This window comes from Clostridium neonatale, assembly GCF_001458595.1.
Lineage (GTDB): Bacteria > Bacillota > Clostridia > Clostridiales > Clostridiaceae > Clostridium > Clostridium neonatale.
The window spans coordinates 1-24,752 of sequence record NZ_LN890324.1 but is presented as its reverse complement, the minus strand read 5'-3'; the positions used below and the strand labels follow the sequence as shown (position 1 = coordinate 24,752).

At 29.1% G+C, this 24,752-nt stretch carries 20 protein-coding genes, 9 tRNA genes, 1 rRNA gene and 1 other annotated feature; of the genes, 29 read left to right on the top strand and 1 reads right to left on the bottom strand.

Going from position 1 to position 24,752, the window contains the following annotated elements:
* The first annotated feature begins 15 nt into the window (after positions 1–15).
* The 28 genes from yabN to murD all read left to right on the top strand — a co-directional run bounded on the left by yabN (position 16) and on the right by murD (position 23,051).
* The gene (gene yabN, locus BN2920_RS00590) at positions 16–1,461 is read left to right on the top strand and encodes a bifunctional methyltransferase/pyrophosphohydrolase YabN (protein WP_058293125.1); all 1,446 of its coding nucleotides are present in this window, start codon (positions 16–18) and stop codon (positions 1,459–1,461) included.
* 234 nt (positions 1,462–1,695) lie between these two features.
* On the top strand, positions 1,696–1,971 hold the full coding sequence (locus BN2920_RS00585; protein WP_058293124.1) for an HU family DNA-binding protein: 276 nt from the start codon (positions 1,696–1,698) through the stop codon (positions 1,969–1,971).
* A gap of 69 nt (positions 1,972–2,040) precedes the next feature.
* Positions 2,041–2,301, top strand: coding sequence for an RNA-binding S4 domain-containing protein (locus tag BN2920_RS00580; protein ID WP_058293123.1), 261 nt, complete (start codon positions 2,041–2,043; stop codon positions 2,299–2,301).
* 104 nt (positions 2,302–2,405) lie between these two features.
* A complete protein-coding gene (gene yabP / locus BN2920_RS00575) occupies positions 2,406–2,699 on the top strand; it encodes a sporulation protein YabP (protein ID WP_058293122.1) in 294 nt (97 codons plus the stop codon).
* A gap of 9 nt (positions 2,700–2,708) precedes the next feature.
* Complete coding sequence (yabQ, locus tag BN2920_RS00570) at positions 2,709–3,101, top strand: spore cortex biosynthesis protein YabQ (RefSeq protein WP_058293121.1); 393 nt, start codon at positions 2,709–2,711, stop codon at positions 3,099–3,101.
* Between the two features lie 77 nt (positions 3,102–3,178).
* Positions 3,179–3,475 (top strand): FtsB family cell division protein, encoded by a 297-nt coding sequence (locus BN2920_RS00565; protein ID WP_058293120.1) that lies wholly within the window; start codon positions 3,179–3,181, stop codon positions 3,473–3,475.
* 142 nt (positions 3,476–3,617) lie between these two features.
* The gene (locus tag BN2920_RS00560) at positions 3,618–4,028 is read left to right on the top strand and encodes a S1 domain-containing RNA-binding protein (protein ID WP_058293119.1); all 411 of its coding nucleotides are present in this window, start codon (positions 3,618–3,620) and stop codon (positions 4,026–4,028) included.
* Positions 4,029–4,235: 207 nt separating this feature from the next.
* A tRNA-Leu gene (locus tag BN2920_RS00555) sits at positions 4,236–4,324 on the top strand.
* A 22-nt stretch (positions 4,325–4,346) separates the two neighbouring features.
* Positions 4,347–4,422, top strand: a tRNA-Met gene (locus BN2920_RS00550).
* A 4-nt stretch (positions 4,423–4,426) separates the two neighbouring features.
* A tRNA-Met gene (locus tag BN2920_RS00545) sits at positions 4,427–4,503 on the top strand.
* 5 nt (positions 4,504–4,508) lie between these two features.
* Positions 4,509–4,597 (top strand) — tRNA-Leu (locus tag BN2920_RS00540).
* Between the two features lie 23 nt (positions 4,598–4,620).
* A tRNA-Met gene (locus BN2920_RS00535) sits at positions 4,621–4,696 on the top strand.
* 28 nt (positions 4,697–4,724) lie between these two features.
* Positions 4,725–4,813 (top strand) — tRNA-Leu (locus BN2920_RS00530).
* Positions 4,814–4,973: 160 nt separating this feature from the next.
* Positions 4,974–5,912, top strand: coding sequence for an AEC family transporter (locus BN2920_RS00525; protein WP_058293118.1), 939 nt, complete (start codon positions 4,974–4,976; stop codon positions 5,910–5,912).
* Between the two features lie 328 nt (positions 5,913–6,240).
* Positions 6,241–8,640: a stage II sporulation protein E gene (spoIIE, locus tag BN2920_RS00520; protein WP_058293117.1), complete on the top strand. Its 2,400-nt coding sequence runs from the start codon at positions 6,241–6,243 to the stop codon at positions 8,638–8,640.
* A gap of 145 nt (positions 8,641–8,785) precedes the next feature.
* Positions 8,786–10,180 carry a tRNA lysidine(34) synthetase TilS gene (gene tilS / locus BN2920_RS00515; RefSeq protein WP_058293221.1) on the top strand — a complete coding sequence of 465 codons (1,395 nt, stop codon included), beginning with the start codon at positions 8,786–8,788 and terminating at the stop codon, positions 10,178–10,180.
* A gap of 1 nt (position 10,181) precedes the next feature.
* On the top strand, positions 10,182–10,721 hold the full coding sequence (gene hpt / locus BN2920_RS00510; protein WP_058293116.1) for a hypoxanthine phosphoribosyltransferase: 540 nt from the start codon (positions 10,182–10,184) through the stop codon (positions 10,719–10,721).
* 69 nt (positions 10,722–10,790) lie between these two features.
* Positions 10,791–12,590 carry an ATP-dependent zinc metalloprotease FtsH gene (ftsH, locus tag BN2920_RS00505; RefSeq protein WP_058293115.1) on the top strand — a complete coding sequence of 600 codons (1,800 nt, stop codon included), beginning with the start codon at positions 10,791–10,793 and terminating at the stop codon, positions 12,588–12,590.
* 250 nt (positions 12,591–12,840) lie between these two features.
* Positions 12,841–14,511 (top strand): formate--tetrahydrofolate ligase, encoded by a 1,671-nt coding sequence (locus BN2920_RS00500; protein WP_058293114.1) that lies wholly within the window; start codon positions 12,841–12,843, stop codon positions 14,509–14,511.
* A gap of 132 nt (positions 14,512–14,643) precedes the next feature.
* The gene (locus BN2920_RS00495; RefSeq protein WP_058293113.1) at positions 14,644–15,426 is read left to right on the top strand and encodes a type III pantothenate kinase; all 783 of its coding nucleotides are present in this window, start codon (positions 14,644–14,646) and stop codon (positions 15,424–15,426) included.
* 6 nt (positions 15,427–15,432) lie between these two features.
* Positions 15,433–16,398 carry a tRNA dihydrouridine synthase DusB gene (gene dusB, locus BN2920_RS00490; RefSeq protein WP_058293112.1) on the top strand — a complete coding sequence of 322 codons (966 nt, stop codon included), beginning with the start codon at positions 15,433–15,435 and terminating at the stop codon, positions 16,396–16,398.
* Between the two features lie 235 nt (positions 16,399–16,633).
* On the top strand, positions 16,634–17,116 hold the full coding sequence (greA, locus tag BN2920_RS00485; protein ID WP_058293111.1) for a transcription elongation factor GreA: 483 nt from the start codon (positions 16,634–16,636) through the stop codon (positions 17,114–17,116).
* Positions 17,117–17,132: 16 nt separating this feature from the next.
* The gene (lysS, locus tag BN2920_RS00480; protein ID WP_058293110.1) at positions 17,133–18,638 is read left to right on the top strand and encodes a lysine--tRNA ligase; all 1,506 of its coding nucleotides are present in this window, start codon (positions 17,133–17,135) and stop codon (positions 18,636–18,638) included.
* A 158-nt stretch (positions 18,639–18,796) separates the two neighbouring features.
* Positions 18,797–18,871, top strand: a tRNA-Asn gene (locus BN2920_RS00475).
* Between the two features lie 562 nt (positions 18,872–19,433).
* Positions 19,434–19,508: transfer RNA gene (locus BN2920_RS00470), tRNA-Asn, on the top strand.
* Between the two features lie 201 nt (positions 19,509–19,709).
* A tRNA-Asn gene (locus BN2920_RS00465) sits at positions 19,710–19,784 on the top strand.
* A gap of 100 nt (positions 19,785–19,884) precedes the next feature.
* Positions 19,885–20,052 (top strand) — a binding site (T-box leader).
* 47 nt (positions 20,053–20,099) lie between these two features.
* Positions 20,100–21,491: a glycine--tRNA ligase gene (locus BN2920_RS00460; protein WP_058293109.1), complete on the top strand. Its 1,392-nt coding sequence runs from the start codon at positions 20,100–20,102 to the stop codon at positions 21,489–21,491.
* 183 nt (positions 21,492–21,674) lie between these two features.
* Entirely contained in the window at positions 21,675–23,051 is a 1,377-nt protein-coding gene (gene murD, locus BN2920_RS00455) for a UDP-N-acetylmuramoyl-L-alanine--D-glutamate ligase (RefSeq protein WP_058293108.1), read from the top strand.
* Between the two features lie 48 nt (positions 23,052–23,099).
* Here murD and BN2920_RS00450 read toward each other — a convergent pair whose 3' ends face one another.
* Positions 23,100–24,116: a DUF5050 domain-containing protein gene (locus BN2920_RS00450; RefSeq protein ID WP_058293107.1), complete on the bottom strand. Its 1,017-nt coding sequence runs from the start codon at positions 24,114–24,116 to the stop codon at positions 23,100–23,102.
* 534 nt (positions 24,117–24,650) lie between these two features.
* Between BN2920_RS00450 and BN2920_RS00445 the strand changes: the two genes are divergently transcribed.
* Positions 24,651–24,752 (top strand): 16S ribosomal RNA (locus tag BN2920_RS00445); the annotation flags it as partial.

The following is a 24,752-nucleotide window of genomic DNA, read 5'->3' as shown; positions in this document are numbered from 1 at the left end:
AAGGAGAGGAACCTAATGATTAAAATAGTTGGATTAGGACCAGGATCAAAGGAATCATTAACAATAGGAACATTAAATGAACTTAGAAATGGGAAGAATGTGTTTTTGAGAACAGAAAAACATCCAACAGTAGATTACTTAATAGAAGAGGAAGTGAATTTCAGCACCTATGATAACGTATATGAGACTAAGGAAAGCTTTGATGAAGTATATTTAGATATAGCACAAGATTTAATATGTAAACATAAAGAGTGCGGGGACTTGGTTTATGCAGTTCCGGGTCATCCTCTAGTTGCTGAAAAATCTGTTTTTAATTTAATTGATTTATGTAAAGAAGAAAACATAGAGTATAAAATAATTCCAGCTGTTAGTTTTATAGATGCTATGATGGAAGGTCTACAAATAGATCCAATAGAAGGATTAAAGGTAATAGATGCATTTGATATAAAAAATCAAATATTAGACAAGAGAATAGGAACAATAGTAACTCAAGTATATAATCCATTAATAGCATCAGAAGTTAAACTTAGATTATTAGAATATTATAATGATGAGACAGAAATATTTTATGTAAGAGCAGCAGGTATACAGGGAGAAGAAAGTATTAGAAAGATACCTTTATTTGAACTAGATATGCAGGAGGATATAGACTATCTAACATCTATATATATGCCTAGGGATCTAAATAATAAAAAAGATTTTAATGATTTATTAGATATAGTAGAAAAATTAAGAAGTGAAGATGGATGTCCTTGGGATAAAGAACAGACTCATAAATCCTTAGAAAAGGCACTTGTAGAAGAGAGTTATGAAGTTATTGATGCTATAGACAGAGATGATGATGACGCCTTGATAGAGGAGCTAGGAGATGTATTACTTCAAGTTGTATTTCATTCATCAATAGGTAATGAAGATGGTTATTTTAACATTCTAGACGTAATAGAGGGGATTTGTAATAAAATGATATATAGACATCCACATATTTTTAATAGTGATGTTAATTTAAATACCTCTGATGAAGTTATAATCAAATGGGATGAATTAAAAAAGAAAGAAAAGGGATATTTAGGACTTGTTGATGAAATGAAAGGAATAACTAAAGGATTACCAGCGCTTTTAAGAGCGCATAAAGTTCAAGAAAAGGCTAAAAAGGTTGGATTTGATTTTGAAAATGTTGATGAAGCAATAAAAAAATTAAATGAAGAAATTCAAGAAGTAATAGATGTATATAATATGGAAAATATGGATAAAATAAAAGATGAAGTCGGTGATTTATTATTTTCTTGTGTAAATATTGCTAGACTTTTAAAGGTTGATGAAGAAATTTCTTTAAATAATGCTATAGACAAGTTTATACGTAGATTTGCTTATATTGATGAAGAATCAAAGAAAAAAGGTATTGAATTAATTGATATGAGCTTAGAAGATATGGATAAACTTTGGGAAAAATCAAAAAAATAGATTAATATAACAATATATTAAAGGAATTTTCTACTTTTTGAAGAATAATAATTTATAAAGTAACTATGTTGTAACTTATTTGCTATATAATTTTGCTTTATTTTTAATTCAATGAAAGAATTTGTTTTTCTATAGACTCTTGTGGAAAGAGGTTATATAATAAAAGGGTGCAACTTAGTACATAAAAAGAACAGTTTAAATAAAATGTAACTGTATTTTAAGGAGGATGTTATTGTGAATAAATCAGAATTAATCACTAGTATGGCAGAAAAAAGTAAATTAACTAAAAAAGATGCTGAATTAGCTTTAAAAGCATTCATCGAAACAGTTGAAGAAACTTTAGAAAACAAGGATAAGGTTCAATTAGTTGGATTTGGTACTTTTGAAAGCAGAGTAAGAAAAGCAAGAAAAGTAAGAAATCCAAGAACAGGAGAACCTCTTGATATTGCTGAAACAACAGTTCCAGTATTCAAGCCAGGAAAAGAATTTAAAGATAAAGTTAATAAGTAATAATTAACTTAAAATAGGAAAAGTGGACCCGAAGTTTCGGGTTCTTTTAATTTACTATAAGGAGAAGAAATGAGATTAGATAAGTACTTAAAAGTTTCAAGAATAATAAAAAGAAGAACGGTAGCTAAGGAAGTTTGCGAAAGTGGAAGAATAAAAATAAATGATAAGGTAGCAAAACCTTCTACAAAGATAAATGAAGGTGATATTATCGAAATAACATTTGCTAACAGAATGCTTAAAGCAGAGATTATTAATATTGCTGAACATGTTAGAAAAGAAGATGCTAAAGAAATGTATACTATACTAGAAGGCGAAGAAGACAAAGAGTAGAAACTAATAACTACTCTTTTTATTATATTTAATAGAAAATATAAATTCTAAATCTAATCCTATAATCATATATGTATATAAGAAGAATATAGGAGGAAGTTTTTATGGAGAAAAGAGTAGATAATAAACAAGAAGAAAATAAGTCTAATTTAAATTTAGAAAATAGAAGAAGATTAACTATAAGTGGAGTTATTGAAGTTATAAGTTTTGATGAATTAAAAATAGATTTGACTACTAATTTAGGTAATCTAACTATTAAAGGTGAAGATCTAAAAATGAATAAATTAGATGTGCAAAATGGAGATGTTATAATTGAAGGCAATATTGCATCTATGGTGTATAATGGAAAAGTAACAAAAAAGAGCGATGAAAGCATAATAAAAAGGCTATTTAGGTAGGGTAAGAAGATGCCGCTACAGATAAGCATGCAATTTAACATAGTATTCTTTAGTATATTAGCAGGAATAATAACAGGCATACTATTTGATATGTATAGAATAATCAGAGGGTTAAGTAATTTTAAGGCTGTTATGATTGTGGAAGATATATTATTTTGGATACTCGCAAGTATAATTGTTTTTACTTTTTTATTATATACTAACTATGCTTTTTTAACTCCATATGTATATATTTTTATATGTTGCACTATTTTACTTTATATGATATTTATAAGTAAGTATTTTTATAGTATCGAAAAATTTATACTAGATATAATTTTTAAGATTATAAGGGTGATATTAAAAAACTTAAGTTATCCATTAAAACTAGCATTTTATAAGATTATAGATAAGAATAAATAAGAAAAATATCTTGAATAATATTAATATAGTGTTTACAATATAATTAGGGTAATTTATAAAAATAGAGGTTCTATATTATGAGAAAAAAGTCAATATTAAAGAAATTGATAATTGCTTTATTTTTATTCATCTTTTGTTTTGGCTATATTAGACAAATGATAACAATGAACAGAATAGAAAAGGAAATACAAAGCAAACAATCTCAGTTAGACGAAATTAAGACTAAACATGAAAGACTTCAAGATGAGGTTAATAAAATCGATGAAGGATCATTGGATTACTTAGAAAGATTGGCAAGAGAAAGACTTGGTATGATTAAACCCGGTGAGAAAGTTGTTAATAGTGAAGAGTCGGCCAAAAACGATGGGAATTAGATTCTGATTTTTATAAATATTTATCTTAAATTGAATAATAAAAAATCATTTAACTAATAATTAGGTTTAAAGTAAGAATAATTACTAATGTAAATTGTTCTTAAACAATATATTTTCAAATTCAAGGAGGAGTCGTTTAAACATGACCTTAATGGCAGGAAACATAGTAGAGGGCACAGTAGTTAATATTACAAATTTTGGAGCTTTTATTGAAGTTGAAGGGAAAACTGGATTGGTTCATATCTCAGAAGTAGCGGATTCTTATGTAAAAGATATAAAGGAGCATCTTAAAGAACAAGATAAAGTTAAAGTAAAAGTTATATCAATTGATGATAATGGTAAAATAAGTCTTTCAATAAAACAAGCAAATACTAATGTTCCTAAAAGATCAGCTAGACCAGCGGAAATTGATTGGAAATCATCTGAAAAGAAAAAATCAGCAGCAAATAACTTTGAAGATATTATGTCAAAATTCTTAAAAGATAGTGAGGAAAGAATGCAAGATGTGAAAAAACATCAAGAATTCAAAGGTAAGAATAGTAAAAGAGTTTAATTATCTATCAAAGATATTATTAATGGCGCTATTATGTAGGATGAATTAATAATTGGCTTGCTTTGCAATTATATTTATTCTACATTTTTTATACATTAAAATTTAATTAATTAAAATAAATAATAAAATTTATAAAAAAATTAGGTTGACAGTAATAACATTATGCATTATAATAAGTTTTGTTGTTAGCAGCTTGATGCTCAACAAGCCGAAGTGGCGGAACTGGCAGACGCACAGGACTTAAAATCCTGCGGTGGTTAAACACCGTACCGGTTCGATTCCGGTCTTCGGCACCAAAAAATAAATAGTATTTAACATCGCGGGGTGGAGCAGTTGGTAGCTCGTCGGGCTCATAACCCGAAGGCCGTAGGTTCAAGTCCTGCCCCCGCAACCATTATGGCGGAATAGCTCAGCTGGCTAGAGCACTCGGTTCATACCCGAGGTGTCGTAGGTTCAAGTCCTATTTCCGCTACCAAAAGTGCCGAAGTGGCGGAACTGGCAGACGCACAGGACTTAAAATCCTGCGGTGGTTAAACACCGTACCGGTTCGATTCCGGTCTTCGGCACCAAAAAAATAAATAGTATTTAACATCGCGGGGTGGAGCAGTTGGTAGCTCGTCGGGCTCATAACCCGAAGGCCGTAGGTTCAAGTCCTGCCCCCGCAACCATAATTATATAACAATTGCCTTATAGTATGCCGAAGTGGCGGAACTGGCAGACGCACAGGACTTAAAATCCTGCGGTGGTTAAACACCGTACCGGTTCGATTCCGGTCTTCGGCACCAAAGACTTAAGCAAAAGCTTAAGTCTTTTTTGTTTTGTGCAAAATTCTATATAAAGATGAAAAAATATATGTCATTATATTTTTTCTAAATTAAGTGACGAGTTTGACAGAGAAATTTCTTAAATGTAATATTTATATAATAAATATAAATTGGGGGGCTTATGGAAAATATAATATTATCATTAAATGTAGTGTTACCTTTATTTCTTACGGTTGCATTGGGGTATTTTATTAAAAGAATTAAGTTAATAGATAAACATACATTAAAGGTTATGAATAATGTAACATTTAAAATATTTCTACCAACATTACTTTTTTATAATGTATACAAAACTAATTTGGATGGAGTTTTTAATATTAAGCTCATGATTTTTGCTCCAAGTTCTATAATAATAAGTTGTTTATTTATGTGTATTATAATACCGTTAATTGAAAAAGAAAATGCAAGAAGAGGGGTATTAATACAGACTATTTTTAGAAGTAATTTTGTTTTATTTGGAATACCAGTAGTAATTTCTTTGTTTGGAGATGACGCTATTGGAATTACATCATTGCTTATAGCTGTTGTAGTGCCTACTTTTAATTTTCTCGCAGTTATAGTTTTGGAGATATTTAGAGGTGGACATATTAACATAAAAGCTATAATTAAAGGTATTGCTAAAAATCCGTTAATTATAGCATCAGCACTTGGTTTAATGGCTCTTTTCATAAATATAAAGTTGCCTGTTTTTATGGAAACTGCAATACAAGACATATCAAAAATAGCAACACCTCTAGCACTTGTAATATTGGGAGGGGAATTTGAGTTTAGTAGATTAAAAGGAAATATAAGAAATATATTTATAGGAGTATTTGGGAGATTAATATTTATTCCTTCAATATTTATTCCTATATCAATAGCTATGGGATTTAGAGATATTGAGTTAGCGAGCGTATTAATTATGTTTTCAGCACCTACAGCAGTATCATCTTTTACAATGGCTGAACAAATGGGGGCAGATAGTGAACTTGCTGGACAGCTAGTTGTTTTTACAACTGCAATATCTATTGTAACCATATTTCTATGGGTTCTTTTAATTAAGCAACTTGGATATTTTTAAATTTTTATAATATATAAGTATATTCATAAACTGAAAAATAAATACAGTTTATTTGCGATACAATATATAAAATAATTAACATTAACGACAAATTAATTATTCAAATTTTAATTTCAAGAAATCTATGCAAACCTACATTTTGCATAGATTTTTTTATATTTTATATATAAATTATAGATTAAAAATAAAACACTATATTATTAAATATTAGAGAATTTTAGATGATGTTGTCCTACGAAAGTTATGGTTTGAAAACAGTTTATGACATATATCGAAAGACTAGAGTGATATAATTCTAATTACAATATTTGGAAATGAGGCGACGAAAATGCAATACGAATTAGAATTAAATTCTTATAATGATATAGGGAGAGAGAATAAAGTAAAAAAAAATCCGTGGTTAAGGATATCTTTGGTAAGACTATTTGCAATTTTTATAATTGGAGTATCACTTGGAAGAGTGATTTTATTATTAAATAGAGCAGATAATAAAGGAATTGCACCATTTGGTATAGCGTATTTAATGGCTCTATGTGCTATTAAAAGAGATAAAAAGAAATGTATTCTAGCATCAATTGGTGTTGGTCTTGGATATTTATCTATGTGGAATTCAATAAATGATCCATATATATATTTAGTCTCAATAGTTGTTTTAAGTATTTATTATCTATTGATATCAACTAAAGATAAAATTAAATTAGAAATAATAAGCTTTTCCATATTATTAGTAGTTTTTGTATTAGGTGGAATCTTTATTTCTAAGTATGATGGTGGAATAAATTTAACATTAACCCTACTCCAGACATCAGTAGTTATACCTATATATCATATTATAAAGTACTCAATTAGATCCTTAGATGAGTTTAGAATAAATAGTAGTATTTCGGCTGAGGAAATTGTAAGCATATCCATATTGTTTTGCTTAATAATTACAGGAGTGGGAGAAATATATATATTAAACTGTTCAATTAGAAATATATTAGCTCTGACTTCTGTCTTTATTATTGCTTATATGGGTGGAGCTAGTTATGGGGCAATGATTGGAGTCGCTATGGGAGTAATATTGGGGATATCTGAAAATGATATGATTTTTAATGTGGCTTTTTATGGAGTTGAGGGCTTAATAGTAGGAATATTTAAAGATACTGGGAAAATTCTTTCAATACTTGCAGGTATAATAATATATTTTGCTTTGGGATTATATTCTAATCAGCTAACAACAAACTTGATTATTGAAGTGATGATAGGAGCTATTTTATTTTTGTTAATTCCTAAATCTGCATATAAAAGTATTGAAATTGAGATAAATCCTGAAAAAAAGAGAAATGCTATAAGTAATATTAGTTTAAATGATTTAAAGGAGGAGTTTACCCTAAGAATAAGAGGGATTACTGATGTTTTGGGTGCAATTTCTGCATGCTTAGGTGAGGACAACGAAAATAGTAATTTATCAATCAAAAATAAATCATGTGCGTTAATAGAAAATCTTGCAGAAAGAAGTTGTAGTCAATGTATAAATAGAGAAAAGTGTTGGCAAAAGAATTTTAATCAGACGTATGTTTCATTTCAAACTCTGATAGATAATTATGAAAGTGGAAAGGTTACATTACCAATTTATTTAGAGAAAAATTGTGTTAAACATCTTTCTATACTAAAAAACACAGAAACTATTATTAATAACCATAATTTAAATGAAACTAAAAAAGAAAAAATTAATGAAGGAAGACAGATTTTATCGGAGCATATAAACAATATAGGAATTACGTTAGAGAGAATATTAGATAACTTCAAAAGAGAAATTAAAATATCGGATGATTTAGAGAGAATGATAAGAAGGGGGTTAAATAGAAATTCTATAGAATATAATGATATATTTTGTTATAAAAATTATGAAGGAAGAATTAGAATAAAAATAAGTATGAACAGTTGTGAAGGGTGTGAATTTTGTAATAAAGATGTTTTGCCTATATTAAATGATATAATTAAGATTCCATTAAGTATTAGTAGTGAAGGGTGTAATATTAATCCGAAGAGCAATGAGTGTACAATAACAATTGAAGAAGCGCCCAAATATTATGTCATGTCATATGCTGCAATGGATATTAAAGATGGAGAAAGTCAGACAGGCGATTATTATAGCTTTGGAAAAACTACAGATGGAAACTATACAATTATTTTGAGTGATGGAATGGGATCTGGTCCTGAAGCTAGTGATCAAAGCAAGGCAACTGTTAATTTAGTTGAACATTTAACAGATGCTGGTTTTGCAGAAGATATAACTGTTAATACAGTTAATTCAATAATGGGTATGAAGTTTGCAGAAAATGAAAAATTTGCAACTTTAGATTTGAGTAAAATTAATTTATATAATGGCAGAACATCGTTTATCAAGATAGGTGCTTCACCTAGTTTTATAAAAAGAAAAGATGGTGTACAAAAAATAGCTTCTAATAATTTACCTTTTGGTCTTGTTGATGAAGTGGATGTAGAAGTTATAAATGAAGAGTTGAAACCTGGCGATATGATAGTAAGTATAAGTGATGGAATAGTGGATATAGATAAATTAAAAGTAGGAGATGATTTATGGATTGAAGAATATTTAGGTGAGAATAGTTATGATCCAAAGCAACTATCAGAGAATATATTAAAAAGAGCAAAAGAACTTAGTAATGGAATTTTAAAAGATGATATGATGGTAGTTGTTTCTAAAGTTTATTCTGTAAGTTAGTATATAGTGAGGCTGTTTCTTTTGAAACAGCTCTTTGTAATTTTGATTATATTATATATTTGAGTTAATAATGTTTACAATTAATATATATATACGTAAAATAAATATATATTATGTTTTTAATAAAAAAATAGGAAGTGTTTGTTTGAAAGATAAAGTTATTACTTATATACGAAAAAATAAATTAATTGAACCTGGAGATAATGTATTAGTAGCTCTATCAGGTGGACCAGATTCAGTTTGTTTATTAGATATATTATATAAGTTGAAAGATAAATTAAATATTACTTTAGGTGCAGTACATATAAATCATATGCTTAGGGGAGAAGATTCTGACAAGGATGAGGAATATGTAATTGAGCTTTGTAATAAGATTGGAATTCAATCATATATAAAAAGAGTAGATATAAATGCGTATTCGGCTGAAAATAAAATGTCATCTGAAATGGCTGGAAGAAAAGTGAGATATGATTTCTTTGAAGAAGTAATGAAAAATGGTAAATATAACAAAATTGCTACAGCGCATAATGCCAATGATCAGGCGGAAACTATAATTTTTAGGCTAATTAGAGGTAGTGGATTAGAAGGTCTTGGTGGTATTAAAGCTTATAGAGATAATAAAATAATACGCCCTATATTATGTCTTGATAGGGAGGAGGTTGAAGAATATATTAGAAAAGAAAACTTGAATCCAAGAATTGATAAAACAAACTTTGAAAAAATATATAATAGAAATAAAATACGCTTAGATATATTACCATATATAAAAGAATATTTTAATGAAGACATAATAGAAACTTTAAATAGAACAGCTGGATTGTTACAAAAAGATAATGAGTTTTTAGAAAGTGAATCTTTAAAAGTTTACCAGAAATATTGTATAGAATACGATAAATATTTTATAATAAAAAAGGATGCATTTACTAATCATGATTCCATTATCTCTAGGATGTTAAGAAATGCACTAATAAGATATTCTAATCAGACCTATGATTTTGAAATGAAGCATATATATGAAATTATGGATTTAGCTAGAAAAGATACCGGGAAAATTGTTAATTTACCTAAAAATATTTTTGTGGAAAATATATATGGAGATATATACATAAAGAATAAATTAAATCAAAAGAAAGTAGATAGTAAGAAGATAAGATTAAATAAACTTGATATAGACAATAAAAAAATTGATTTTCAAGATTTCTTTATACAATTTACTGTAATGAAAAATGACAAAAATATTAATTTAAAAGAAAATGAATTCATAAAATATTTTGAATTTGATAAAATAGAGGATGAAATTCTTTTGAAGACAAGGGAAGATGGAGATAGAATGATTCCTTTAGGGATGAAAGGGAATAAAAAGGTAAAAGATATATTTATTGATATGAAAGTCCCTAAAGATTTAAGAGATTTAATTCCGATATTATGTTTTGATAATAGGATTGCATGGGTTATTGGAGTCAGGACTTCAGAAGAATATAGGATATCAAATAATAGTAAAAATATATTAAAGGTTATAGTTAGTAGAAAGGAACATTAAGATGAAGGAAGATATTAAAGAAGTATTATTTTCAAGTGATACATTATCAGAAAAGGTTAGAGAATTAGCTGAGAAAATTAGTGAAGACTATAAAGGTAAAGACTTAGTCGTTGTTGGGATATTAAAAGGATCAGTCATATTTGCAGCTGAACTAATAAAAAATATTTCAATTCAATGTGAGATAGATTTTATGGCAGTATCTAGTTATGGTAATTCTACAGAAACATCAGGAGTAGTAAGAATACTTAAAGATTTAGACAGTAATATTGAGGGAAAGGATATATTAATAGTTGAGGATATTGTAGATACAGGAACAACATTAAAGTATTTACTTGGATATCTTAAAGCAAGAAAAGCTAATAGCATAGAAATAGTTTCATTGTTAAATAAACCAGCTAGAAGAAAAGTTGAGTTAGATGTTAAGTATATAGGATTTGAAGTTCCAGATGCATTTATTGTTGGATATGGAATAGATTATGCTGAGAGGTATAGAAATTTACCTTATATAGGAATATTGAAGCCAGAGGTATATGAAAAGTAATAATGTAAAATGTTGTAATGAGAAATTCCCTATGATAAAATTTAGAAGTAATAGAGAGGGGGGGCTTGAATGAAAAAATATTCGAGCACAGCTGTATGGACTGTATGTGCAATAATGTTATTTTTAGCTGCTGTTATGATGTGGGAAACAGGGAAACCATCTACAGATATACCGTTTAATATATTTTCACAAAAGTGGAATGCGGATGAAATAGATAGCATTGTTGTAGAAAATAATAAAATAGAAGGAAAAACGAAAGATAATAAAAAATTTAGTACTTATGCGCCTGATGAACTACTTACATCTTTGATGGAAAATCATAAAAATCCAAATGTTATAGTTGAGTTTAGAGCACCATCTAATAATGCAACATGGCTGGCAACATTGCTACCATTTGTTTTATTAGCTATAGTAATTTTCATGTTTTTCTTCATATTTACTCAGCAGTCCCAAGGCGGTGGAAGTGGCAGAGGTGTTATGAATTTTGGAAAGAGTAAGGCAAAAATGGTAACTCCAGAAAGCCAAACTGTTACTTTTTCTGATGTGGCAGGAGCAGATGAGGAAAAAGCAGAATTAGAGGAAATTGTTGATTTTCTTAAACAACCTTCAAGATATATTCAAATGGGAGCAAGAATACCAAAGGGAGTTCTTTTAGTTGGACCTCCAGGGACAGGAAAGACTTTACTTGCCAAAGCGATCGCAGGTGAAGCGGGTGTACCATTTTTTAGCATATCAGGTTCGGATTTCGTTGAAATGTTTGTTGGTGTTGGAGCATCTAGAGTTAGAAGTTTATTTGAAGAAGCTAAAAAGAACTCTCCTTGTATAGTGTTTATAGATGAAATTGATGCTGTAGGTAGACAAAGAGGAGCTGGTCTTGGTGGTGGGCATGATGAAAGAGAACAAACATTGAATCAGTTACTAGTTGAAATGGATGGATTTGGTGTAAATGAAGGAATTATTATGATAGCTGCAACTAATAGACCTGATATATTAGACCCAGCATTGCTTAGACCTGGAAGATTCGATAGGCAAATTGTTGTAGGAGCACCAGATGTAAAAGGAAGAGAAGAAATACTTAAGGTTCATACTAAGAAAAAACCTCTTGAAGAAAGTGTAAAGTTAGATGTTTTAGCAAAGAGAACACCAGGATTTTCTGGAGCAGATTTAGAAAATCTGGCTAATGAGGCTGCCCTACTTGCGGTTAGAAAAGATAGAAAACAAATATCTATGGACGAAATGGAAGAAGCGATTACTAGAGTGATTGCAGGACCGGAAAAAAAGAGTAAAGTTATAACAGAGCATGATAAAAAGCTAACAGCTTATCATGAAGCAGGGCATGCAGTTGTTATGAGATTACTTCCTAATTGTGATCCTGTTCATGAAATTAGTATAATACCAAGAGGTAGAGCTGGCGGATATACGATGCATCTACCTAAAGAAGATACTTCGTATACATCTAAAAATAAATTAAAGGATGAAATGGTAGGGCTTTTAGGTGGAAGAGTTGCTGAAAAATTAATAATGGGAGATATCAGCACTGGCGCTAAAAATGATATAGATAGAGCAAGTAATATAGCAAGAAGTATGATAATGGAATATGGTATGAGTGATGTTATAGGAACTATATCATATAATGCGGGTCAAGATGAAGTATTCTTGGGAAGAGATATCGGCAAAGGAAGAAACTTCAGTGAAGAATTAGGAGCTAAAATAGATAAGGAAATTAAGAAAACAATTGATGAAGCATATAATAAGGCTATTGATTTATTAAGCAATAATCTAAATAAATTACATGCAGTTGCACAAGCATTGATTGAAAAAGAAAAATTAGATGCAAAGGAATTTGAAGAAATTTTTGCAAATAGTTAATATAGTGTAGTATAAATATGTATCTATATAAAATTATTAAACTTTAATTTTATTGGATACATATTTTTTTATTTCCGAAGAAATATCTATATATAATAATATTGCTTATGACAAAATACGAATGATAGGTTAAAAACACAAATAAATATTCGAAATAACTTTTAATAGATTATTTTGGATGATATAATATATATTGAATTTGTGATAGAAGAATTTATTTTAATATATAAATTTTAGGGGGAAAGATTAAATGAAAAGTGATATACAAATTGCTCAAGAAGCAAAGATGAAACCAATAAAAGAGATTGCTGAAGGCTTAGGTCTTTGTGAAGATGATATCGAGTATTATGGGAAATATAAATGTAAAATATCTTTAGATGTATATAATAAAGTTGTAGATAAAAAAGATGGAAAATTAGTTTTAGTAACAGCTATAAACCCAACACCAGCAGGTGAAGGAAAATCAACTGTAACCGTTGGATTAGGGCAGGCGCTTAATAAATTAGGTAAAAAAGCAGTTATAGCTTTAAGAGAACCTTCTCTTGGGCCTGTTTTTGGAATAAAAGGTGGGGCAGCAGGCGGTGGATATGCTCAAGTAGTCCCAATGGAAGACATAAATCTTCATTTTACAGGAGATATGCATGCAATAACATCAGCTAATAACTTATTATCAGCAGCTATAGATAATCATATCCATCAAGGAAACCAATTAAGAATAGATTCAAGAAGGATAACTTTTAAAAGAGTTATTGATATGAATGATAGAGCTCTTAGAAATATAGTTGTTGGAATGGGTGGAAAAGTTAATGGATTTGTTAGAGAAGATGGGTTCACAATAACTGTGGCATCAGAAATAATGGCTATATTATGTCTATCTAAAGATTTGGAAGATTTAAAAGAAAGAATGGGGAATATAGTTATAGGATATGATTTAGATGGATGTCCTGTATATGCAAAGCAATTGAATGTACAAGGAGCGATGGCACTATTAATGAAGGATGCTATAAAACCTAATCTAGTACAAACGTTAGAAAATACACCTGCGTTAATACATGGTGGACCATTTGCTAATATTGCACATGGATGTAATTCTATTATGGCAACAAAGCTAGCATTGAAGCTTGGAGATATTGCTATTACAGAAGCAGGATTTGGTGCTGATTTAGGTGCAGAAAAATTCTTTGACATAAAATGTAGATATGGTGGATTAAAGCCATCTTGTGTTGTAATAGTTGCTACTATTAGAGCTTTAAAGCATCATGGGGGAGTAGCAAAAGCAGATTTAAATACTCCAAATGTTGAAGCTTTATCAAAAGGAATATCAAACCTAGAAAAACAAATTGAAAATATTAAGAAATTTAATGTAGATGCAGTAGTTGCAATAAATAAATTTGTCACTGATAGTGATGAAGAAGTTAAGTTTATAAAAGATTACTGTGATAAACTGGGTGTAAAGGTAGCTTTATCCGATGTGTGGGCTAAAGGTGGAGAAGGTGGAATTGAGCTAGGAAACATAGTTATAGATATTTTAGAAAATGATAAGTTAAATTTTGCTCCAATTTATGATGAAAAAGCTACAATAGAAGAAAAAATATTAACTATAGCTAAAGAAATTTATGGTGCTGATGGAGTTAACTATACACCAGCAGCAAAAAAACAAATAAAAGAGTTAGAAGCATTTAAATTAGATAAATTACCTATTTGTATGGCTAAAACACAATATTCATTATCAGATAACCCTAATTTGCTAGGAAGAGCTGAAAACTTTACTATTACAGTTAAAGAAATAAAAGTATCAAATGGCGCAGGATTTATAGTAGCGTTAACTGGTGATATTATGACTATGCCAGGATTACCAAAAGTACCAGCAGCTAATAAAATGGATGTTTTAAAAGATGGGGAAATAATAGGATTATTTTAGAAGTATTTGTATTATAAGCTCTTGACAAATATATGAGAATTGTTAAAATTATATTGTTATTTTGGAATGGATTTAAATTAAGGCAGCTCTTTGGGCTGCTTTTAATTTAATTTTATAAAGGTGGTGCTTTTGGTGATTTTACTAGTGGATGTGGGAAATACTAATATTGTTTTAGGAGTACATAATGGTCAAGAATACATAGCTAGTTGGCGTATTTCTAGTGATGGAAATAAGACTTCAGATGAATATAGCATACAAGTTATGCAATTATTTAATGTGAGTGAAATTGATCCTAAGGAAATAAAGGGTGTTATTGTTTCATCTGTTGTTCCTAACATAATGCATTCTTTAGAAAATATGCTTAGAAAATGTTTTTGTCATGAACCGATAATAGTTGGTCCAGGAATAAAGACAGGAATAAATATAAAATATGATAATCCCAAAGAAGTTGGAGCTGACAGAATAGTAAATGCAGTTGCTGCACATGAAATATATAAGAAGTCTGCTATAATAATAGATTTTGGTACTGCAACTACTTTTTGTGCTCTAAGAAAAAATGGAGATTATTTAGGCGGATGTATATGTCCGGGTATTAGGATTTCAGCAGATGCACTATTTGAGAGGGCAGCAAAGCTTCCAAGAGTAGAATTAGAAGTACCTAAAACTATAATATGCAAGAGTACGGTAACTAGTATGCAAGCGGGAATTTTATTTGGCTATATTGGGCAAGTTGAATATATAGTTAAAAAAATGAAAGAAGAGATTAAGAATTCTAAGAATAAAGAAGAACCGCTTGTAATAGCTACAGGAGGTTTAGCTAATCTTATAGCTAAACAGACAGATTTTATAGATATAGTTGATTCGGATTTAACCTTAGAAGGACTAAAAATTTTATATGAAAAAAATAAGGAGTAAATTTAAATGAAAATAGGCAATGTTACTCTTGATAATAATGTATTCTTAGCTCCTATGGCTGGAGTTACTGATATATCATTTAGAGGGTTATGCAAAGAAATGGGATGTGGCTTAGTTTACACTGAAATGGTAAGTGCAAAAGCATTATATTATGGAAGTGAAAATACGAAATCTCTTCTTAGAATTGCAGATGAAGAAAAACCAGTTGCAGCTCAAATCTTCGGAAGAGACCCTAAAATTATGGCTCAAATTTGTGAGGAACACCTAAATGAAAGAGATGATATTTGTATTATAGATATAAATATGGGGTGTCCAGCTCCTAAAATTGTAAAGAATGGAGAAGGATCAGCATTACTGAAAGAACCTGATTTGGCATTTGAGATTGTTAGGGAAATAAAGAAAGTATCTAATAAACCTGTCACAGTAAAATTCAGAAAAGGGTTTGATGAAGATAATGTAAATGCTGTAGATTTTGCAAAGGGTATGGAACAAGCTGGAATAGATGCAATTGCGATACACGGAAGAACTAGCAAGCAAATGTATCAAGGTGTAGCTGATTGGGAAATAATTAAGAAAGTAAAGCAAAGTGTTAGCATACCGGTTATAGGGAATGGAGATGTTTGTACTCCAGAAGATGCAATGAGGATGAAAGAACTTACTAATTGTGATGGAATAATGATTGCCAGAGCGAGTCAAGGAAATCCTTGGATATTTAAACAAATATTAAGTGCGTTAAAAGGTGAAGGAATAAAAGAAATTACAAACAGAGAAAAGTTGGATATGTGTATAAGACACTATGAGCTAGCTATCAAATATGATGGTAATTATAAAGCTGTTAGAGAAATGAGAAAACATGCATCTTGGTATATAAAAGGTCTTCCTAAATGCACAGAAATACGAAATAAAATAAATGTTTTGGATGATAGTAATCAAGTCATAGAAATTTTAAGAGAATATAGAAATGAATTATAGTATTTGAATTAGGATTTATTGACATATCATATATGCTGATTTATAATTATTAGAATGATTTCAAGATAAACTATTTAATCGATATCTGTAAATGAGTTTAATTATATTCACATATAATCTTTTGAATAAATGGTTTGAATAAATTTACAAATTAATAATTCTTAGTATAAAAATAATTATATTAAGTATATTATATTAATATTAAAAAATAAGGTTCTAAAGGGGAGTCAAATATATGAGCGAATCAAAACAATATGTTATGACATATGAAGGTGTAAAAAAATTAGAAAACGAGCTAGAATATTTAAAAACAGTTAGAAGAAAAGAAATTACTGAAAAAATAAAAGTTGCTTTAGGATATGGAGATTTAAGTGAAAACTCAGAATATGATGAAGCTAAAAATGATCAGGCTTTTGTTGAGGGAAGAATAGTTCAGTTAGAAGCTATGTTAAAAAATGCAGTAGTTGTTGATGAATCAGAAATACCTAATGATATGGTGTCAGTAGGCTCAAAAGTAAAAGTAAAAGATTATGAATTTGATGAAGATGTAGAATATACAATTGTAGGTTCAGCTGAAGCAGATCCTATGAATTTTAAGATATCAAATGAATCTCCTGTTGGAAAAGCTTTAATAGGAAAAAAAGTTGGAGAAATTGTTGAAGTAGTAATTCCGGATGGAGTGAATAAATTTGAAATATTAGAAATAAGTAGAAGTTAAAAATGGAGGGACAATGATGTCAACAGAAGAAATGAGTATACAAGAGCTGGAAGCTCAATTTAGTGAGCAAGAAGCCCTAAGAAGAGAGAAGCTAGCAGAATTACAAAGAGAAGGTAAAGATCCGTTTGATGTTTACAAAGTAGAACGTACTCATACATCAGAAGAAGTTAAAGCTAACTATGAATCATTAGAAGGCAAAGAAGTAACAGTTGCAGGAAGAATTATGTCTAAGAGAGGTCAAGGTAAGGTTGTATTCTCAGATATATATGATAAAGATGGAAAAATGCAATTATTTATAAAGATTGATATGGTTGGAGAAGAAAACCTAAAACAATATAAAAGCTTAGATTTAGGTGATTGGGTTTCAGCTACAGGTGAAGTATTCACAACTAAGACTGGAGAAGTATCTGTAAAGGTAAGTTCTTTTGAATTAATATGTAAATCATTAAAACCATTACCAGAAAAATGGCATGGATTAAAAGATCCGGATTTAAGATATAGACAAAGAGAAGTTGATATAATAACTAATTCAGAAGTTAAAGATACTTTTATTAAGAGAAGTAAAATAATATCAGCAATGAGAGAATTCCTAGATAATAAAGGTTTCTTAGAAGTAGAAACTCCTATACTTGCACCAATTGCTGGTGGAGCTGCTGCTAAACCATTTATAACTCATCATAATACTTTAGATATTGATATGTATTTAAGAATTGCTACAGAGCTATACCTTAAGAGATTAATAGTGGCTGGATTTGAAAAAGTGTATGAAATTGGAAGAAACTTTAGAAATGAAGGAATGTCGGTCAGACATAATCCGGAATTCACTGCTATAGAGTTATATGAAGCATATGCAGATTATAATGATATGATGGAAATTACTGAGAATATGGTTGCGTATATATGTGAAAAAGTAAATGGTACTACTAAAGTTAATTATCAAGGTACTGAAATAGACTTCATGCCGCCTTGGAGAAGAGTGACAATGGTAGACGTAGTTAAAGAACATGCGGGTGTGGATTTCAATGAAATAAAATCAGATGAAGAAGCACAATCTATAGCTAAAGAAAAAAATCTAGAATTCTCTAAGCCTTTAGATAAGGTAACAAAGGGTGAAGTATTAAATGCTTTATATGAAGAGTTTGGTGAAGCTAATATGATTCAACCTACATTTGTTATGGATTATCCAGTAGAAATATCACCTTTAACTAAGAAAAAAAGAGGCAATCCAGCATTCACAGAAAGATTTGAAGGTTTTGTATTTGGTAGAGAGCTTTGTAATGCTTATTCAGAATTGAATGATCCAATTGTTCAAAGAGAAAGATTTGAACAACAAGCTAAAGAAAGAGAACTTGGTGATGATGAAGCGTACATGTTAGATGAACAATTCATGAGCGCCTTAGAAACTGGTATGCCACCAACTGGAGGATTAGGAATTGGAATAGACAGATTAATAATGTTCCTTACAGATTCAGCATCAATTAGAGATGTTATTTTATTCCCTACAATGAAGCCACAAAAGTAATAGATTATATAGAAAGCTAGGCATAAAGTATGTATTTGTGCCTGGTTTTTATTTGTTTAAGATGAAATATAATATTTTGATAAAATAAATTGTGAAAAATATTATAAAAAGGGTTGCATAATTAAGAAAACCTGTTATAATAATAAAAGTAATGACGTTCCGCGATAGCTCAATGGTGGAGCACTCGGCTGTTAACCGATAGGTTGGAGGTTCGAGTCCTCTTCGCGGAGCCATTTTTTTATTTGAAAATAAAGAAGTTATCATAAGATATTTTTGAGGATATTTTATGATAACTTCTTTTTATAATGTTATGAATTAACAAGTTAAGTTTAGCAATAATTTTGCCGTGTGTTAAATACTTTTAATATGGCTGTGAGTCCAAGAGATTTCCTTGAGCTATTATTTTAGAGTATATTTAATATATAAGTATATAATTGCGTTATAGTAAAAAATCAAATTTATTATGAAAAAATTTATAATAAGATCATTTTCATTTTAATTTGCTTTTTTGCAATAAACTGTAGTAGTCAGTTTATAGTAATATGTTTATAGATCATGAGTCAGGTTCTATAAAATGATTTCCTAGTCAAATATTAATTTAACATGAACTTGTTCATGCTGCTTGTTTTTTTGTAGTTAACTAGTATGGGCTTAATATTGTAATTTATCATATATAATAATGTTACTTGAAAGACATATATAGGATTTAAAAGAAAAAGACTTTAAATATTTAATTTTAGTATAAAAGGGTTGCATAATTAAGAAAACCTGTTATAATAATAAAGGTAATGACGTTCCGCGATAGCTCAATGGTGGAGCACTCGGCTGTTAACCGATAGGTTGGAGGTTCGAGTCCTCTTCGCGGAGCCATTTTTTTATTATTAAATAAGTTTTTATAAGAAAGCGTGAAGAAGTTATTGTATATAATAGCTTCTTATTTTTATAGTTCAAATATTAACTATTAATTCTATAAATAAGATATATTGAATTCAATTTGCTATATAAAAAATTTAAATAAAAAAAAGGTTGCATAATCTAAAAAATCTGTTATAATAATAAAAGTAATGACGTTCCGCGATAGCTCAATGGTGGAGCACTCGGCTGTTAACCGATAGGTTGGAGGTTCGAGTCCTCTTCGCGGAGCCATTTTTTTTATATTTTTTTACTCTATTATTGAATGTATTATATAATGATAATTGAACTTGACATATATGGGTATTTTGATAAAATTAATTTATAAAATTTAATATACATGTTGAGAAAGAAGAGTAATTTTAAATTCATTTAAAGAGAGATGATGGTAGGTGAAAATCATTAATAATTTAAAATGAATGGAGCTTTTGAGTGTAATGTTTTGAAAGTTGGGCTTTAGCCAAGAAGGGTGGAACCGCGGAATAATAATTTCGTCCCTTTATGGTTAGAGCTTTTTTATTTTATAATAAAATATTTGGAGGGATAATAATGGCAGTAGAAAAGACAATGGATAAAATCGTAGCGCTTTGTAAGAACAGAGGATTCGTATTTCCAGGATCTGATATATATGGTGGCTTGGCGAATTCTTGGGATTATGGTCCATTAGGAGTAGAGTTTAAAAATAATGTAAAAAAAGCTTGGTGGAAAAAATTTGTTCAAGAGAGTCCTTATAATGTAGGCTTAGATTCTGCTATATTAATGAATAGAGAAGTTTGGGTTGCATCAGGTCACGTTGGAGGATTTTCAGATCCATTGATGGACTGTAAAGAATGTAAAGCTAGATTTAGAGCAGATAAATTAGTTGAAGATCATATGACGGAAAATGGAGCTGAAGTAGCTAGTGCTGATGGATGGTCTAATAAACAATTGAAAGAATATATTGAAAAGAATAATATAGTGTGTCCTAAATGTGGAAAGATGAACTATACAGATATAAGAAAGTTTAATCTTATGTTTAAGACTTTCCAAGGAGTTACTGAGGATGCGAAAGCAGAAATATTCTTAAGACCGGAAACAGCACAAGGTATTTTTGTTAACTTTAAAGCTGTTCAAAGAACTTCAAGAAAAAAAGTGCCATTTGGTATAGCTCAGATAGGTAAATCTTTTAGAAATGAAATCACTCCTGGTAATTTTATTTTTAGAATAAGAGAATTTGAACAAATGGAATTGGAATTTTTCTGTAAGCCAGGAACAGATTTAGAGTGGCATAAATACTGGAAAGATTATTGTTGGAATTTCCTACTTAATTTAAATATTAATCCTAAAAGCTTAAGAATGAGAGATCACGGAGAAGAAGAGTTATCATTCTATTCAAATGCAACATCTGATATAGAATATTTATTCCCATTTGGCTGGGGAGAACTTTGGGGTATAGCTGATAGAACTGATTATGATTTAAATAAGCATCAAGAACATTCTGGTCAAGATTTAACTTACTTGGATCAAGTTACAAATGAAAGATATATTCCATATGTTATCGAGCCATCATTAGGTGCCGATAGAGTTGCTTTAGCATTTTTAGTAGAAGCGTATGATGAAGAAGAATTAGAAGGTGGAGATGTTAGAACGGTAATGCATTTACATCCAGCTTTAGCACCGTTTAAAGCTGCTATATTGCCTTTATCTAAAAAGCTTTCTGATAAGGCGTTAGATATATATACTGAATTAAGTAAGAAGTTTAGTGTTGACTTTGATGAAACAGGAAGTATAGGGAAGAGATATAGAAGACAAGATGAAGTAGGTACTCCATACTGCGTAACAATTGATTTTGATACATTAGAAGATGAATCAGTTACTATTAGAGATAGAGATACTATGACTCAAGAAAGAATAAAAATAAGCGAATTAGAAAATTATATTCAAAAAAGTTTAGAATTTTAATGATTAAAAAGTTGTTTTAGAATGAAAATAGTATTCTAAAACAACTTTTTATTTATAATATAGCGATTACAAAATAAATTATAGTTCATAATTTATAAAGATGTATTAATATGGTATGCTGATGATTAGAGTGATATAATTAAATTTAACGTTATATATTAATATAAATTTTGGAGGCAAAAAATGAAAAGGGATTTCAAAGAGTTTAAAGATTTTATATGTGGTAAAAATGTAGGGGTGGTTGGTATTGGTGTGAGCAACATCCCTTTGATAAACTTTTTATTAGATCTAGGGGCAAAAGTAACAGCTTTTGATAAAAAGAATAAAGAAGATCTTGGAAACGTAGCAGATGAGTTTAGTAAAAAAGGAGTAACTTTAGAGCTTGGAGAACACTATTTAGATAATTTAACAGGATTTGATGTGATATTTAAAACGCCATCAATGAGAATAGACAGTGAAGCTTTGGTGAGAGCTAAAAACGAAGGTGCATATGTAACATCTGAGATGGAGGAATTTGTTAAATATACTAAAGGAAAAATATATGCCATAACTGGTAGCGATGGAAAGACTACAACTACAACTATAGTGTCTAAGTTATTAGAAGAAGAGGGATATAAAACTTGGGTTGGAGGCAATATAGGAACTCCTTTATTTGCACAAATAGAAAATATAAAAGATGATGACAAAGTAGTTTTGGAATTATCAAGTTTTCAGCTTATGACAATGCATGAAAAAATAAATGTAGCTATTTGTACTAACCTAGCACCAAATCACTTAGATATGCATAAAGATATGCAAGAATATATAGATTCGAAAAAGAATATTTTCTTATATCAAAATGATGATGATGTTTTAGTTGTTAATAGAGAAAATGATATAACTTATTCGTTTGAAAAAGAAGCAAAAGGCAAAGTAAGAGAATTTAGTTCTAAAAGAGTAATTAAAGATGGTGCATATTTAAAAGATAATATTCTTTATCTTGAAGGGAAAGAAGTTTGTGATAGAGATGATATTATAATTAAGGGAGTTCATAATGTTGAAAATTATTTAGCAGCATTTATTGCAACTAAAGATGATGTAAGCATAGAGACTATGAAAAAAATTGCTCAAACTTTTGCGGGAGTAGAACATAGGTGCGAGCTTGTAAGAGAAATTGATGGCGTTAAGTATTATAATGATTCAATAGCATCTAGCCCTACAAGAACATTAGCTGGGGTTAAAGCTTTTAATGAAAAAGTTATATTAATTGCAGGTGGATATGATAAAAACATACCATTTGAACCATTAGCTTATGAAGGATATCCTTATATAAAAACATTGATACTTTTAGGAAAAACTAAAGATAAAATTAAATTGGTTTTTGATAAACTTGAGAAAGAAAAAGGAATAAAAGTTGATATAAAGACAGTTTCTTCCCTAGATGAAGCCGTTGATGTGGCAAAAAAAATTGCTAGATCAGGAGATATAGTAACATTATCGCCTGCGTGTGCTTCTTTTGATATGTTCCCTAATTTTATGGCAAGAGGTAATGTGTTTAAAGAAATAGTTAATTCATTATAGAAAGAAAAAGTGTACTCAATAACTACTGAAGTTTGAGTACACTTTTTCTTATTTAGATTGAAATTCTTTGAATTTAATATTATTAACATTGAGAGATGATTCATAAAAAATACCTGCAGCAGTAGCATAATATTTATTTACATTTTCTTTAATTTCTGGTGAATACTTAACAGAGCCTTTTTCTAAATCTAAAGTCATAGAATATATGTAATTATAATCATCCTGATTAATAAAATATAATGAATTATTTATATTTTGGATTTGAGAACCATTCATTATACAAAGTCTCTTACAATTTGAAGTGGAAGGATCAAAGGAGTATAAGTTATTATTATCAGATGAATTAAAGAATAATAATTCATTATCATAGCTTGTAAAACTACTAGATGTATAATCAGTAAGTTTTTGTCTTTCTGATCCATCAATTTTAATAGAATAGATTTTAGAATTATCACTAAGGTTTTGATAAATAATATAATTGTTATTTATAATAAAATATCCAACGCTATCAGAAGTAACTTGATATGTTTCTGAAGAGCTAGTATCGAATACAAATAATCTATTATTTGAAGATTTATTAGTATATACTAGTTTGTCTTTATAATTAGTAAGATTGTTAATAGAGTGAGTATTTATTTTTGTATAATCTTTAGTATTAATATCTATAGAACATAAAGAATTATTTTCTGATCCATTTGAAAAGTATAGAGTGTCTTTGATTAATGCTATGTTATCTGCTGAGTAATCAGCGAAATCAGTTATAAGTTTACTTTCTAAAACATTTGGTTTTATAGGGTCTGGAATTATAGAGATTCTATTATTTTCTTCGGGATTAGAAAAAATTAAATCTGTTCCGTTGAAGATAAAAGGAGAATAATAACTAAGATCATCAGTTAATTCTATCTTTGATGAAGAGTCTTTTTCAGAATCATTAGAGCCAGAAGTTGAACTCAAAATATTTTTCTCTGTCGAATTGCTATTATTTGAATTAGTATTATCGGCGTTACAGCCAACTAATATAGTTAGTGTCATACAAAGTATTAAATAAGATATTTTTTTATTCATTTTAAAATCTCCTTAAATTACATTATTTATATTAATATGCACCATGTTAATTATAAATAGTTTCTCTATTATATATAATCGATAAAAATTAATATATATTAAAACATAATTATATATTAATTCTGAAAATATTTGTATAAGTTAAATGTATTTATATTGATCAAATGATGTATATTTACATTTATATAAATACAACTATTCCAAGCGTATCTCAATATGAAAAATAAAGAAAAATAAAGAAAAAATGATATATATCATTGATAAATTGATTGTATTGATAAATTTAGAATTGAATAGTTAAAAAAACATGTTAATATAATATTCGTTGTTGCGGAAGCGCAAAACAAAGAAACAAAAGTTAATTCAAAACATTTAAAAAATTAAAAAATAAATGTTGACAATAAGAATTAATGATGTTATTATAATAAAGCGGTCGAGAGAGCGCTATGATGATCTTTGAAAATTGAACAGAATATAATAAACAATTAGTAAACCAGCAATTCTTTTATTAGAGTAAGAGCAAAGATTAAACTTTTTATTGAGAGTTTGATCCTGGCTCAGGACGAACGCTGGCGGCGTGCCTAACACATGCAAGTCGAGCGATGAAGTTTCCTTCGGGAAACGGATTAGCGGCGG

Bases quoted from the DNA above. Each gene is read 5' to 3' on its own strand.
- spoIIE (WP_058293117.1), top strand. From the start codon at position 6,241: ATGCAATACGAATTAGAATTAAATTCTTATAATGATATAGGGAGAGAG.
- BN2920_RS00525 (WP_058293118.1), top strand. From the start codon at position 4,974: ATGGAAAATATAATATTATCATTAAATGTAGTGTTACCTTTATTTCTT.
- ftsH (WP_058293115.1), top strand. From the start codon at position 10,791: ATGAAAAAATATTCGAGCACAGCTGTATGGACTGTATGTGCAATAATG.
- murD (WP_058293108.1), top strand. From the start codon at position 21,675: ATGAAAAGGGATTTCAAAGAGTTTAAAGATTTTATATGTGGTAAAAAT.
- yabN (WP_058293125.1), top strand. From the start codon at position 16: ATGATTAAAATAGTTGGATTAGGACCAGGATCAAAGGAATCATTAACA.
- BN2920_RS00560 (WP_058293119.1), top strand. From the start codon at position 3,618: ATGACCTTAATGGCAGGAAACATAGTAGAGGGCACAGTAGTTAATATT.
- yabP (WP_058293122.1), top strand. From the start codon at position 2,406: ATGGAGAAAAGAGTAGATAATAAACAAGAAGAAAATAAGTCTAATTTA.
- BN2920_RS00580 (WP_058293123.1), top strand. From the start codon at position 2,041: ATGAGATTAGATAAGTACTTAAAAGTTTCAAGAATAATAAAAAGAAGA.
- dusB (WP_058293112.1), top strand. From the start codon at position 15,433: ATGAAAATAGGCAATGTTACTCTTGATAATAATGTATTCTTAGCTCCT.
- BN2920_RS00450 (WP_058293107.1), bottom strand. From the start codon at position 24,116: ATGAATAAAAAAATATCTTATTTAATACTTTGTATGACACTAACTATA.
- BN2920_RS00500 (WP_058293114.1), top strand. From the start codon at position 12,841: ATGAAAAGTGATATACAAATTGCTCAAGAAGCAAAGATGAAACCAATA.
- hpt (WP_058293116.1), top strand. From the start codon at position 10,182: ATGAAGGAAGATATTAAAGAAGTATTATTTTCAAGTGATACATTATCA.
- BN2920_RS00565 (WP_058293120.1), top strand. From the start codon at position 3,179: ATGAGAAAAAAGTCAATATTAAAGAAATTGATAATTGCTTTATTTTTA.
- greA (WP_058293111.1), top strand. From the start codon at position 16,634: ATGAGCGAATCAAAACAATATGTTATGACATATGAAGGTGTAAAAAAA.
- BN2920_RS00460 (WP_058293109.1), top strand. From the start codon at position 20,100: ATGGCAGTAGAAAAGACAATGGATAAAATCGTAGCGCTTTGTAAGAAC.
- yabQ (WP_058293121.1), top strand. From the start codon at position 2,709: ATGCCGCTACAGATAAGCATGCAATTTAACATAGTATTCTTTAGTATA.
- lysS (WP_058293110.1), top strand. From the start codon at position 17,133: ATGTCAACAGAAGAAATGAGTATACAAGAGCTGGAAGCTCAATTTAGT.